Below are 13586 nucleotides of genomic sequence, written 5' to 3'. Positions count from 1 at the left end.
ATACGGTACGCATCATACCCAGCTTTAGCAAGAAGCTAAAAACGTTAATAATAAACCTTTTATATACGATTCATATCAAAATCATCAATGAGAAAAATAATATTAATCACTGCGCTGTTATGCTGCAAACTAGGCTATGCCCAGCAAAAACCCAATATTGTAATCATCATTTCTGATGACCATGCTTTTCAGGCGATAAGCAGTTATGGTAGTAAATTAACGCAAACACCCAATATCGATCGTATTGCTCAGTCGGGGGTAACCTTTAACAAAGCTTATGTAACCAATTCTATTTGCGGACCGAGCAGGGCCGTTATATTAACAGGATTGTATAGCCATAAAAATGGCTTTAAAGATAATGAAACCTCTCATTTTGATCATGGACAGGATAATTTTGCCAAACACCTTCAGTCTGGCGGATATCAAACAGCCTGGATAGGTAAGTTGCACCTGGGCGATAAGCCTCAGGGATTTGATTATTACAGCATTCTGCCAGATCAGGGGCAGTACTACAACCCCGATTTTATCGGCATGGATGGTAAAACGGTACATAAAGAAGGTTATGTAACCAATCTCATAGAAGATGCCTCCGAGCAGTGGTTAGATAACAGAGACCAATCGAAGCCGTTCTGTTTGGTTATTGGGCACAAAGCTACGCACCGCACCTGGCTTCCGGATACGGCTGATATGGGGAAATTTGATAAAGTGAAATTCCCTTTGCCTAAAAATTTTTACGACAATTATGTAAACCGGGAAGCGGCAAAAGTACAGGATATGACCATTGATAAAACCATGTTAATGGGTTACGATCTGAAAATGCTTTCTTATAGCAAAAATGGAGAGGGTAGCGTTAACCGAATGAACTTAGCACAAAGGGCCAGATTCGATGCCTACTACAAGCCAATCGAAGCAGATTTAAAAAGCCGGAATTTAACAGGCAAAGCTTTGGTTGAATGGAAATATGAACGTTATATGCGCGATTATTTAAGCACAGCAGCATCGCTCGACCGGAATATTGGCCGTACGCTCGATTACCTTGAAAAACACAATCTTACTAAAAATACCATTGTAATTTACCTTTCAGATCAAGGTTTTTATTTAGGCGAGCATGGTTGGTTTGATAAACGTTTTATGTATGAAGAATCTTTCAGAACACCAATGATAATGCGTTATCCCGGTGTGATTAAGCCAGGAAGTGAAAACGGAACATTTGTAATGAATCTCGATCTTGCGCCAACCTTGCTTGATGCCGCAAAGCTTAAAATACCACAAGCTATGCAAGGGAAATCGATGCTGCCTTTGTTTCAATCAAAAAAAGTAGCATTCAGGGATGCCATGTTTTATCATTATTATGAAAATGGTGAACATTCGGTATCTCCTCATTTTGGCGTTAGAACCGAACGATATAAATTAATCCGCTTTTACAAACGCTTGAATACCTGGGAATTGTACGATCTAAAAAATGATCCCTCAGAAGAAAATAATTTATATGGCAAAAAAGGATATGCAGGTATTGTTGCGCAATTAAAAGGCAAATTAAACCATCTTATCGATCAGTATGACGACCAGGATGCCAAAAGTATTATGGCAGAACTTTAAATATCTGCTGAGGTTGTTGCCAATAATTTAATGCCGAAGGCGGCCAATGCGCTATTGAGCGCATTTGGCTGTTTTGTGTTTTTACTGGCTATATATTGAGCCTTCAATAGTGCAATTTTTTCAAAATCCTGTGCGCCTCTCCAATCTTTTAAGGATAATGTTTTGTTAAATTTAGCCAGATCATCAATTATTTCCGGCCAGACACCACGATAAACGGTTTGCTGATTTCCTTTCCGTTTTGATCCATTATCGTTTCCATTACTTTCTTTACTTCAATATTCGAAAATCCCGATTGTTTGAAAAATGATTTTACTTCATCAATCTCGTAAAACGTAAAATCGAGCTGTGTCCAGGGCAGGTCGCCACCAAAGTTTTTTTCAACAAAGGCAAGGTTCATTTTTCCCCCAGGTTTTAACACACTGTAGCTTTCAGCTAAGTATTTTAGCGGATCCGGCCAAAAATAAATGGTATTCGCCGTAAAACAATAATCGAAGAAATTATCCTGGAAATCGAGTTTATTACCTGTTGTTTTAATGAACTCTACTGCATTACCATCAGCCTTGTAAGTAAAAAAGGTCTCTTTTATTGCAGATTCGATAGCGTAAGTGCCCGAATAACTGATGTTTTTTGCTTTTTGAAACAGGTAAGAGAGGTGTTCGGTTCCGGCTGGGTCGATTTCTAATACTTTTTCATCCGTTTTTAGCGGTAAATCTTGTAAGAGTTTAAAAATTAGGGTGTTTTTGGGTGGGAGAACGTCAGTTTTTTGATCTTGCGTTAATGTGTTCAGGTCTTCTTGCTCCTCCATGGTATCGTTATTAGTTTCTTGCGGTGCATTTCGCAATTCGGGCAAAATTGAAAAATAGCAGCCCTACGCTTTTACATCAAAAGGATTTTCTTTTACAGAAAACCGAATTGTGGATAACCCCATTACTTTAGCTCGGCTTTTTTTGTGATAATTGCCTTTATGGGAATCAATGTTGGTAAAGATTACGGCGCCTGGAAAAAGGTAGGGGGCAGCTTTGATGATCTTCCTGTTCGGGATGGATTGGTAACAGAAAGGAAGGAGAAATACAGTTTTTCTTTTAGCGATGCCGAATTGGTACAGATCAATATCCCTGGCATCTATATCGTATATGGCGATATCATGTTTAAACAGCAACAGATGTATTTCAGGCCCACTTACGATGTGCCCGATATGGTTAAACTGCGTTTTACGCTCTCCGGCAACGGCACCATCTTTAACCGGGTAAATAAGCAGCAGTACATCTTTAATTCCAACCAGCAGAATATTATTTACATGCCTGAGCTTGATGGTACAGGCAAATATGATACCGGCCATAGCTACCGCTTTTTTGAGGTACATTTTGCGAAAGAAAAGTTTTTGCAACTGGCAGAACATTCCACCAAAGCATTGCAGGTTTTGGCAGATTATGCCGATACCGGTCGTTATACGCAGCTGGCGGAGCAAAACCTTCCCATTTCATGGGCCATGCAGCACTGCATCCGCGATATTCTCGATTGTGATTATCCCGAAGGCCTGAAACGTATGTTTATCGAATCGAAATGTATTGAACTGCTTGTGCTCCAGGCCGAAGCTTTTGAACGTGCCATTAACCAAAAACAGCCTGCCGCATTACACTCTGCCTACGATAGGGATTGTCTTTATCATGCAAGGGATTACCTTATCGCCAATATCCACCAGCCGCCATCGGTTGCAGAACTGGCTAAATTATGCGGCATTAACGAATTTAAGCTTAAACAGGGCTTTAAAGGCCTGTTTGATAACAGCATATTCGGTTATTTGAGTGATTACAGGCTTAACCATGCAAAAGAGTTGCTGCTTGAGGGGCTACCCATAAAATCGGTGGCATTTATGCTTGGTTATTCATCTGTACAGCACTTCAGCAATGCTTTCAGAAAGAAATTTGCAGTAACACCGGGTAAGCTGAAGAGTTAAGATGGGAATTGATTAATGCGGTACCGTGGATATTCCGCTACCGCTCTATGCCGCGGCAAGGGGCCTTTTACACAAACCCCATACACATCAAAAAAACAGCGGCACTTTGTTTAATCAGGTGTGTTGGCTAGTTTCTTTGGTCTGATTGAGCCCTTTGGGGTTTGTTAGTTAAGGGTGGGTGAAAGTTTTTGCAGGCATGAAACACAAAACCACTGCGTTTGAGGTTTGATAGTGCCATTTGTACTGTTGTGCTACTGTTTTTTTGATTTCCTGGCCCTTGGGATTGACGGGCGTGCTTCGGTGAGGGTTGAGTTATTTCAAAGCAAGCTGGCATAACGCCTAAACTTTCCTTAAAAGATAATTGTCCACACAGTAGGATTTAATATTAAGATTGGGATTGATGGGCGTGCTTCGGTAAGGGCTGTGTTATTTCAAAGCAAGCTCTAGCATAACGCTCCAAACAATTTTTACAATATGTTCCCGAAGAATAGATTAACTACCGCCAAAAAAATAATTACTAATTTTAGGTGATATCTGATCAAAAATAGTCACATACTATATAAAGCATAGTAATCATGATAGCGACATCCACTAAAGAGCAGCCCAGCCAGCGCGAAGCACTTTTTATGAAACTCTACAAAGAAGCTTTTCCTTTGGTGGCAAGGCATGTAAGCAAGATGGGCGGATCATTTGAGGAAGCGAAAGACATTTTTCAGGATGCGCTGGTGGTGTATTGCGAGAAAGTACAGGTTTCGGGGCTGAGGCTGAAGTATCAAGAGAAAGCCTATTTATTTGGGATTGCCAAATATTTATGGATTAAACGTTATCAAGAAAACGACAAGCATGTTTCCTTTGATCAGCTTGGCCTCATTCTTAATGAAGAGATCGATTTGGTAGATACCAGGTATGAGGAAGTTTCTTCGGGGAAACTGATGCATTTACTGGAGCAGGCCGGACAGAAATGTATGCAATTGCTCAGTGCTTTCTATTACGAAAAACTGGATATGGAAACACTGGCACAGCGGTTTGGCTTTTCGGGTGCACGTTCTGCAACCGCTCAGAAATTTAAATGCCTCGAAAAAGTAAAAGAAACAGTTAAAGCAAAATCCTTAAAATATGAAGACATCGTTGAATGAGCTCCGTTTAATAGAGCATTATTTGCTGTCGGAGAATAAGGATGGAGAAAGTTTCCTGTTCGAAGCCAAAATGATCCTACAGCCTGAACTCAAGCAGCAGGTTTACTGGCAGAACAAAACCTATCAGATGGTGCGTAATTACGGCCGGAAGCAGCTTAAGGATGAAATTGAAAATGTACACGAAACGTTGTTTAATACCGATGAGCATCAAAGCTTCAGGCAAAAGGTAATGCGTTTGTTCAGCAAATAAACAATCAATTTAATTTATAAATCATGCCCCATTATCAGGGCAGGGCATTGTTATGCCTAAAATTTAAAATCAATATGATGGATATCAACAAAGAATTCCGCCTTTATGCGGTAAAACACCAACGCTTAAACAGCCTTTATGTAGATCAGTATATGGGCAGAACTGCCGCTTATGCCATGCCTGTTGCCATGACGCCCTATATTACGGAAGAACGCCAGCTGAATGTGGCACAGATGGATGTTTTCTCGCGGTTGATGATGGACAGGATTATTTTTTTAGGGGAAGCCGTAAATGAGCAGAATGCAAATGTAATACAGGCGCAATTGCTTTTTTTGCAGTCGGTTGATACCAAAAGCGACATCCAATTGTATATCAATTCTCCAGGTGGATCGGTATATGCTGGCTTTGGCATTTATGATACCATGCAGTATATCGCGCCTGATGTAGCTACCATTTGCACGGGCATTGCACTTTCTATGGGTTCAGTATTGTTGTGCGCGGGAGCCGCGGGTAAACGTTCGGCCCTGCAGCACTCGAGGGTTATGATTCATCAAACTTCGGGTGGGACAGAGGGAACCGCCATTGATATGGATATCAGGATCAGAGAAGTGCTAAAAGTACAATCAGATCTGTACCACATTTTGGCGAAACATAGTGGACAAAGTTATGAGCGGATAAATGAAATTGCCAGTCGCGATTATTGGATGACCGCCATCGAAGCAAAGGAATTTGGAATGATAGATGAGGTGTTAACACGTGGGGAATAGGGTTTTGTTTAATTTAGAGTGAGTTATGGCTTTCACAATCCATTCCTCACTTAAGCCACCTTTTGAGAATAGGCTTGGTTTAGGATGATATTATTCTTTATCTTAGATAAAAACTAATTAACACTCGTTATGAATTTTATGTCGATCGCTGTTTTAACTATTCAAATTCTGGTAGTTGTAACTATCATTTACTTTATATTAAGTAGATTGGATAATATCAGTAAATCTAATTATCACAGAAACGAGCTTTTAAAAGGGATTTTGGATGAACTCAAGCGTCAGAACGAGAATAAAAATTAAATCGTATCTAGCGCAAGTCTTAGCGCTCCTGGCCAAAGTATAGGCCTGACTTGTGCTTAATAAACCCGTTAATTAAATCTCTGCTAAGCACAAGTCATCCGCGCCGCTAGCTTGCACACTAAGACTCGCGCTAGTAATGAAAATAATTTAACCACAGATAAAAAAGATGCGCACAGATATAAAAATCCGTGTTTATCTGCGTGCATCTGTGGTTAAAAACCTTAACCACCCTGCCCTTTATGGTGTTGACATATTTTTAAGAATAGTTTAGGCGTTTTGCTAACACCGTTCTGGCGCAAGTCATCAAGCCCGCTAACCTATACATTAATACTCGCGCTAGTAATGGCTAGTAGGGGAATAAGTTTCAAACCGTATTTTTAATTCCTTTATTCTTCAGATCAATAGGCGAATTCGAGTCTGTTTTTTACGTGTTTACTCTCTTCCAGCCTTAATTGTTGATTGGTGATGATATCGTGCTCCTTATCTTTTTGTATAACTTTAAACCAGCTGATTGCAGGAATCATGCCTCCTGAGTGTAATTCAAGTCTGATCACAAATTCATCTTTGGGCTTTCGGTGATTGTTGATATACTGGCTGAGTACAGCAGGGGTAACATCGACCTCAATAGCGAACTGTTTGTCTTTTTTATCTTGTCTATTGACATATTCATTTAGAAAATAACCGAAGTTAAATGCTTTATGATATTGGTTGCTACCGATATAGTCTTCAAGCTGGAACTTAAGCTGTAGTAGTCTATTGTACATTTTTTCATTTTCACTTCTGTTCTCGAACTGTTTTCTCCTATTTGTCCAAAAGTCCTGTTCTGCATTTTTTTCCTGAGCAGTTTGTACCTCATCGGAAGGGAACATATAGGCTTCTGCAAGTTCCTGATCGGTAAATTTTGAAAACTCTACCTCCTGTATTTCTTTTCTGTTCTTGTTAGTTTTCATAATATTCCTTTATCAATTTTATCGAATTTATTCCTTCTGTTACCAGAAATAGCTTTGTTGACTGTAATCCATATCTTTTGATATAAAGGGCTTCCAGTTTAGTTTTAGGTTTAAGGCATACAAAGCCATCATAGCCCAGTTTAAAAGATTCTCTACAGGCGTAAGAAATCAGGCAACCTGCAATCCTGCTATAAATTTTCTCAGGACCTACATTTTCATACGATGAGGCGAGAAGTCTGATTTCTAATGCGTAATCGTCTGGTCTTTCTGCAATTGATAACATGCCTATTGGTTCTGCGGAGTCTTCTAACGTTAGTTTGTAAACACTAAAGTGTTTCTCTTTGTTCCAGTTGAAAGCAAACCGTTTTGTTTTATTGATCTTCGCAATCTCGGTCGCATCAATTTTGCTGACGATTACAGCATATTTTTTACCTGTGCTTTCATTGATTACATACATTGTTGTTTCAAATATACGGAAAAGTTTACTTAAAATGTAAACTTTTTAGAGTGTAATATTATTTCTCATTCTACTCATCCAACCCACTAGTATAGAACTAAGACTTGCGCTAGTAATGGGATTTGTGTCATTCTAAATCCTCCAGTTTATAATCGCATTCTGCTTGTAAACCTAAATCATAAAGTCTCTTAAGTATCGCTTTGTCTTTGCCGCCATATCTAATGCCTTCAATACAAGATACTTGCATTGCATTAATTGCTCGGTCTAATTCGTTAGCAGTAGTAGGTTGTTTCTTAAAATAACAATGTCCATATTCAAGTTTAGAATGTTCTATTAAGTCTGGTGCTTCTGCTTCGGGTGCACCACAAGTAATACAAACCTGGTTCTCTACATAAAAATCTCCAATAGAATTTTCAGGATACCTTTCTGGTAACGGTATGTCTTTATCTTTTGTCTTTGTTAAAAATATCTTTTTCAGGAATTCCATTTAAATATTATGATTTTGTCATTTGAAGTATCTTTTTAAAATCACTGTTGATTGGTTCATAAATATGCGAAACTATGAATTAACAGCATCTTAATTGTCCTTACTAGCGTGTGCAATATATTGTTCCTTACGTCTTTTTGTACAAGTATAAGCCTTATTATTTAAAATTCCAGTACCTATATTTAAGCATTTTAGCTTTCTATGAGGTCGGTGTTAACAAGGCTTCTTATCGTAAATCTTTACGAAACAGGTGTAATAATAGCAAACCTTCTACTGTGGAAAGGTAACTGGTGATGTAGCGTTGAATGATGTGAAATCGCTTTACTGGAGCCCCGTTCTGGCGCAAGTCCAATGTCATTAAGTTAAGCCATACTACACAAGCAAAAATAATTTAACCACAGATAAAAAAGATGCACACAGCTATAAAAATCCGTGTTTATCTGTGTGCATCTGTGGTTAAAAACCTTAACCACCCTGCCCGTTGGGCACCCCTCATAGCTGCATAAGATAAATGGCCAATTAAAATTTGAACGTTTAAAGTGTAGCTGCTAAACCGATTGTTTCATTACATTCATCACGCTCAAAAGAATTACGCCAGGCATCGCAATCTGTAAACCAATCAAAAATCATTTTATATGCAGCGGTAATTTCGGCTGAAAAGTTTAGGCTTGCACCCTCATAATCTTCTTCCTGAAAGATGTAAGCATTTAAGCCATAATATAACAGTTCTGATAGGTGTTCTACATCAAAATGGCCAACGGCCTGCAATTGATAAGCCTGGTTTTGGGCATATTGTTGAAAGGCATCATCATTGGCCAAAGGTTTCGTTTTGGTAAATAGCTTGATGATGTTGTTTACATCGTAAAGGGCGTTGGAAATGGTAATGGGTTTATGTTTGCCCAAACGCGGATCGGGGCCGGTACAGGCGCTGAGCATTTGGGTAAGGAGTTGGTTCACATCCGATAAACTAATCATATCGAAATAGGCTTCAATCAGTTTCCGGAATTCGCTTACAGCTGCTACCTGATTTGGGAGCTTTGTGTTTGGGTTTTTACAATTGTTGTTCTGCATAACATTTGATAAAAAAGTTCCTGAGTGCTGCAGAACAACAATTAACTCTTTTCAGAGATATTGAAAGATGCGGGTCTAAGCCGCTCACTCAGGAATATTGTGAAATTTTTAATTTATTTTATGTTTCTCCGATTAAGTTAAAAGATATTGTTAATTACTGTTCTGCACTACCAAGATAAGTACAATAAAACAATTCACGAAATCTTTTTGAAGAATGGTGCACAAATGAAGGCGGTTTCATCCTGCAGCTCGTAGTTCAGAGGTTGCAGTCGACAGTTAAGAGGTTGCAGTCGACAGTTCAGACTTTGCAGTCGTTAGTTCAGACCTTGCAGTCGTCAGTTCAGACTTCGCGGTCGTCAGTTCAGACTTCGCGGTCGGCAGTTCAGACTTTGCGGTCGACAGTTCAGACACTGCAGTCGTTAGTTCAGACGTTGCAGCTGATAGTTCAGAATTTGTAGGTGTTAGTTCAGACCTTGCAGTTGGGAGTTCTATGCTTGCAGTTGGTAGTTCAGAACTTGCAGCTAGTAGTTCTGTACTTGCCTGGCTTACATTTGACTAACCTAAGCTAAATGTAGCTGGGTGATGTTCAATTGTGGGTTATTGATTTTGAAATGTAAAATATATCTTACAAAAAGAGTATGGAGGGCTTACAATTTTGTCTTTGGAATATATAAACCTGGGATGGCTCGTCCACCAAAGATTAATATTAAAATCTAACCAAAATTAATTAACAAATGAAACTTATCAGGAAATTATCTTTTACACGTTTATTTCTTATATCTGAATAACCTGACACCAATGAGGCTGATTGTTGAAAATAAGCATGTCACAATGCAAAGGGCTGTTAAGCCAGCCTTTTGCATTTAAAGGCGGATCATATTTTAACCAATTATCTATTATCTATGAAAACAAAAATGAATCTATTCACACTTTGCGCGGTAACAGTCATTTGCGGATGCAGTAAGCCAATCGTCACTGAAGATCCCGCAGATTTGAGTGCTGGTCTGGTGCCCGAAAAACAATTGGTAGCCGCTGCGCTAGGGCGGGTAAGTACTGTTGTACACCCAGGGATGCTTCATTCTGCTGCTGATTTTGCCCGAATGACCAGCAAGGTAAATGCAGGGGCACAACCCTGGCTGGATGGCTGGAATAAACTTGTAGCCAATGGCCGTTCTGCAGCCACCTATGTTCCGCGGCCGGTTGATACAATTGTGCGTGGAAGGGCAGCAAGCGGAAGGGCTGAAAATTATATCCTGGCCTGTCAGGATGCTGCAGCTGCCTATCAGAATGCACTACGGTGGAAAATTAAGGGCGATGCAGCTTGTGGGGCAAATGCCGTAGCGATTATGAATGCCTGGGCTGTTAAATGCAAGTATATTGATGGGGACAGCAATAAACAGCTGGCGGCTGGCCTGCAAGGTTACCAATGGGCCAATGCTGCAGAAATTATGCGGGGTTATAGTGGTTGGTCTGCATCAGATTTTACTGCTTTTAAAAATTTTATGCTGAATGTATACTATCCCGTGTCGAGCGATTTTCTGAACAGACATAACAATACCTGTGATACACATTACTGGTTTAACTGGGATATGTCTAACTTATGCACGGTGTTGGCCATAGGCATTCTCTGCGATGATGTGGCCAAGATTAATTATGCAATAGATTATTATCAGCATAGTGGAACCGGCACCGCCTTTATCGGAAGAGTGACTACCGCCACATATCCCAATGGTATGGACCAGGGCCAGGAGGCGGGGAGAGATCAGGGGCATGCTACGATGGAGGTCCCGCTTTTCGGTACCTTTTGCCAAATGTTATATAACCAGGGCCAAAATTTTTTCGATTATAACCCTTGGAGCCATGTTAACCCGCCGCTTTTAGGGGTTAGTGAATATATAGCGGCCTATAACATCAATACAACCAATAGCGTTCCCTTTACAACTTATAACAACTGTGAAAATTCAAATCACACGGTTATTTCAAGCGCTGGACGAGGTACCATACGTCCGGGATGGGAGCTGGTTTACAATTATTATGTGAAGGTAAAAGGAAAAACAGCTACCTATACTAGCCAATTTGCCGAGAAAGTACGGCCTGAGGGCGGCGGTGGAGATTATGGGCCAAATAGTGGTGGTTATGATCAACTCGGCTTCGGAACACTTACTTTTTCCCGTTGATAGGCAATTGCTTAATTCAGCAAGACAAAGAGCCTGTCTCAAAATAACAGATTCAGAAATAGCAAAAGAATTAAATTTTGCGGTGTCGTCATGCTCAGCTTGACTGGGCATCTTAATGCTTTGGTAGGGACTTATTTGTTTGCCTTTCTATCGCATTAAGATTCCCGTTTTCACGGGAATGACGACCTTTCAAAATATTATTCTGCCAAAAATCTCCAAAATCAATTCTGAAACAGCCTCTTTGCCATATATGATGCAATTGGTAGTTTATGTGCTGAATTTACCTTCTGAATTTTTACAAATGCCCACTGTTGGTTTCTTCCCCGGAGTATGTTAAAGGTAAATCTAAAGCGTCTGGATCGTGATTTGCATTACCCAAAAAAAGTTAGACATCTTCCGGAGGGCACTGAAAAAGTTACCTCCTTTAGTGGGTTAACTTTGAAAATCGATCAGGTGAAACATGTTTTCACTTGATCGATTTTTTATTTAAGGGGTTACTAATTAATGTTAATATCCTTAACTTAATGACATTGGACTTGCGCTAATAGGGGGTGAAATTATTCGCTAAGCGTAAGTCTTAGCGCTCTGGCCAAAAGCAAGGGCAGAACTTTACTTTGAAATGATGAGTTATTGATTAATGATGCAGCACGATTACTATTTTTATTGGCTGCTTCTATTAGCAAGCTCATTATACCATTTCTCATAGTCAATATATATGAACCTGAGTTTTGGAGGCATTAAATAAATCAAATTTTTCATCCTATCACCACATCCGCCTAATAATAACGACTCGCAATAAGATACAGTTAGTGCATTTAATAATTCCGAAGTCATTAAGTCAATTTTTGATTCTTGAAAATTAAAGCATTTGGTGAGTTCAATTTTATTATCTCTTTTTATTTGTTCTTTAGTATAATCTGCAAATGTTTCCATCCGCGAATGAATCATTTCGGCATCCTCTTTTAGGATTTCCGACTTTAGAGATGGAAAAGCGATTATAAGTTCATTGAAATAGTTATCATTCGTCATTACAGAGAATTTAAATAAAATGTTTGGCGACAATATAGCAAATTACCCTTAGTCATATAATCTGCGCTTATCCGGTTTTAAACGAGTAATTTTGGAAAGGAGCTATTAAAGGCTCCTTTTTCTTTAATGACCTATTTTGAATTATAAATGTATCTATTTAATTGTCAAGTATATTTATTTGTATAATTTAAGTATAAAAATATACATCTGTAAATCAGTTAATTAAAGTATATTTCTACTTAAAATAGTTAAATATTTGTGTAATTGAAAAATATTCCTCACTATTGTGTAGGAATTCAAATATACATATAATGGCAACAGAAAAAACAGATTTCACAAAAGCAGTAGTAAGGAGTGCCGCTTACCCATCTCAAACGATGGAAACTGCCTTTGAATTTACAAAAAAAATCTATAATGCTTTTGGCAGTAGCTCTCATAATACTAGAGAAAGTATAGCTAAAGTTTTAAATATGTCTCCTAATTACCTTACTGTACCGTTAAGCAATGCAACGCAATATGGATTTTTAGAGATGAAATCAAAGATTGGTTACAACCCTACAGAATTATTTATTAGATATTACAAACCAGAAACGGAAGATGAGAAATGGCAAGCACAATTGGAGAGTTTTCGCAGTCCAAAGTTATATGAAGTGCTACTGAATATTTATGCTGGCAGTCACATGCCTTCGGTAGATGCTTTAGCAGTTACATTATTTAGAAAACATAATATAGCTGAAAACACATCTAAAAAGGCAGCAGAAATTTTTATTGAAAATTTGAAGTTCCTTAATCTTATAGACGGAAATAATAAGATGAAAAGCTTAGGAGAAGTAAGTTCAAAGATTGAGACTATAACTCCAGAGTTTGAAGACTATACAAGCACAGATACGCCATCTTCATCCTTTAAGCAACTTGGAACTTCACATGAAGAATATCAACCGATAACGCTAACTGATGACTTATCTCTTGGAATTAAACTCCAGGATGGCAGAAGAGCAAAGCTGATATATCCAGACGGAATCGTAAACGCAGATTGGGATAAGATTATCAGAGTAATAAGCGCAATGAAAGATGATGAATAATAACGAACCCCAGTGAAGGGGCCGTTAAAAATACTTAGTACGGAGTGGTGAAATTGTGAAACAACTATATATTTCAAGCCACATTAGAGTTGCAATTGCAAAGATACTCTCATTAGGTATCTTAGAAAGTGCCAGTAGCTGCTCCCGAAACAGTACAGGTTTTGGTTCCTAGGCCAGTTAAAAAGAGCTATTCGTAAGGATAGCTCTTCCTGTTATATTGTAAACTTATACAAACTTTTATTCATTACCAACAGTTTAGCCTAAAAATCGTACGTCTGCTGCTACGTGAGTTTCTTTTAAAAGCTTCTTAAAGGATATTTCCAA

The 13586-nt window shown here is 38.8% G+C and carries 13 protein-coding genes; 7 read left to right on the top strand and 6 right to left on the bottom strand.

What is annotated here, in order from left to right; translation table 11 throughout:
* Nucleotides 1–87 precede the first annotated feature (87 nt).
* Entirely contained in the window at nt 88–1599 is a 1512-nt protein-coding gene (locus tag J7E57_RS22095) for a sulfatase (RefSeq protein ID WP_215130853.1), read from the top strand.
* A gap of 187 nt (nt 1600–1786) precedes the next feature.
* Here J7E57_RS22095 and J7E57_RS22090 read toward each other — a convergent pair whose 3' ends face one another.
* Complete coding sequence (locus J7E57_RS22090; RefSeq protein WP_215130855.1) at nt 1787–2404, bottom strand: class I SAM-dependent methyltransferase; 618 nt, start codon at nt 2402–2404, stop codon at nt 1787–1789.
* Between the two features lie 159 nt (nt 2405–2563).
* Between J7E57_RS22090 and J7E57_RS22085 the strand changes: the two genes are divergently transcribed.
* The 4 genes from J7E57_RS22085 (at nt 2564) to J7E57_RS22070 (ending at nt 5709) form a co-directional block, all read left to right on the top strand.
* Nucleotides 2564–3556 carry a helix-turn-helix domain-containing protein gene (locus J7E57_RS22085; RefSeq protein WP_215130856.1) on the top strand — a complete coding sequence of 331 codons (993 nt, stop codon included), beginning with the start codon at nt 2564–2566 and terminating at the stop codon, nt 3554–3556.
* Between the two features lie 575 nt (nt 3557–4131).
* On the top strand, nt 4132–4692 hold the full coding sequence (locus tag J7E57_RS22080) for an RNA polymerase sigma factor (protein WP_215130858.1): 561 nt from the start codon (nt 4132–4134) through the stop codon (nt 4690–4692).
* Nucleotides 4673–4942 (top strand): hypothetical protein, encoded by a 270-nt coding sequence (locus tag J7E57_RS22075; protein WP_215130860.1) that lies wholly within the window; start codon nt 4673–4675, stop codon nt 4940–4942. Before J7E57_RS22080 ends, J7E57_RS22075 begins: the two co-directional genes overlap by 20 nt.
* Nucleotides 4943–5019: 77 nt before the next feature.
* On the top strand, nt 5020–5709 hold the full coding sequence (locus tag J7E57_RS22070) for an ATP-dependent Clp protease proteolytic subunit (protein ID WP_215131152.1): 690 nt from the start codon (nt 5020–5022) through the stop codon (nt 5707–5709).
* 698 nt (nt 5710–6407) lie between these two features.
* On the opposite strand, the gene J7E57_RS22065 is transcribed toward J7E57_RS22070, so the two are convergent.
* The 4 genes from J7E57_RS22065 to J7E57_RS22050 form a co-directional block, all read right to left on the bottom strand.
* Nucleotides 6408–6959 carry a hypothetical protein gene (locus J7E57_RS22065; protein WP_215130862.1) on the bottom strand — a complete coding sequence of 184 codons (552 nt, stop codon included), beginning with the start codon at nt 6957–6959 and terminating at the stop codon, nt 6408–6410.
* The gene (locus tag J7E57_RS22060) at nt 6949–7416 is read right to left on the bottom strand and encodes a hypothetical protein (RefSeq protein WP_215130864.1); all 468 of its coding nucleotides are present in this window, start codon (nt 7414–7416) and stop codon (nt 6949–6951) included. The genes J7E57_RS22065 and J7E57_RS22060 overlap by 11 nt, the downstream gene beginning before the upstream one ends.
* 127 nt (nt 7417–7543) lie before the next feature.
* Nucleotides 7544–7903 carry a ferredoxin gene (locus J7E57_RS22055; RefSeq protein ID WP_215130865.1) on the bottom strand — a complete coding sequence of 120 codons (360 nt, stop codon included), beginning with the start codon at nt 7901–7903 and terminating at the stop codon, nt 7544–7546.
* Nucleotides 7904–8437: 534 nt separating this feature from the next.
* Nucleotides 8438–8974, bottom strand: a complete 537-nt coding sequence (locus J7E57_RS22050; protein WP_215130867.1) for a hypothetical protein — start codon at nt 8972–8974, stop codon at nt 8438–8440.
* 902 nt (nt 8975–9876) lie between these two features.
* On the opposite strand from J7E57_RS22050, the gene J7E57_RS22045 reads away from it, so the two are divergent.
* On the top strand, nt 9877–11151 hold the full coding sequence (locus tag J7E57_RS22045) for an alginate lyase family protein (RefSeq protein WP_215130869.1): 1275 nt from the start codon (nt 9877–9879) through the stop codon (nt 11149–11151).
* Nucleotides 11152–11811: 660 nt separating this feature from the next.
* Here J7E57_RS22045 and J7E57_RS22040 read toward each other — a convergent pair.
* Complete coding sequence (locus tag J7E57_RS22040; RefSeq protein ID WP_215130871.1) at nt 11812–12180, bottom strand: hypothetical protein; 369 nt, start codon at nt 12178–12180, stop codon at nt 11812–11814.
* Between the two features lie 311 nt (nt 12181–12491).
* On the opposite strand from J7E57_RS22040, the gene J7E57_RS22035 reads away from it, so the two are divergent.
* Nucleotides 12492–13262, top strand: a complete 771-nt coding sequence (locus J7E57_RS22035; protein WP_215130873.1) for a hypothetical protein — start codon at nt 12492–12494, stop codon at nt 13260–13262.
* Nucleotides 13263–13586 lie beyond the last annotated feature (324 nt).

The organism is Pedobacter sp. ISL-64, from assembly GCF_018613605.1.
Lineage (GTDB): Bacteria > Bacteroidota > Bacteroidia > Sphingobacteriales > Sphingobacteriaceae > Pedobacter.
This window is presented reverse-complemented; position numbering and strand designations above follow the sequence as displayed.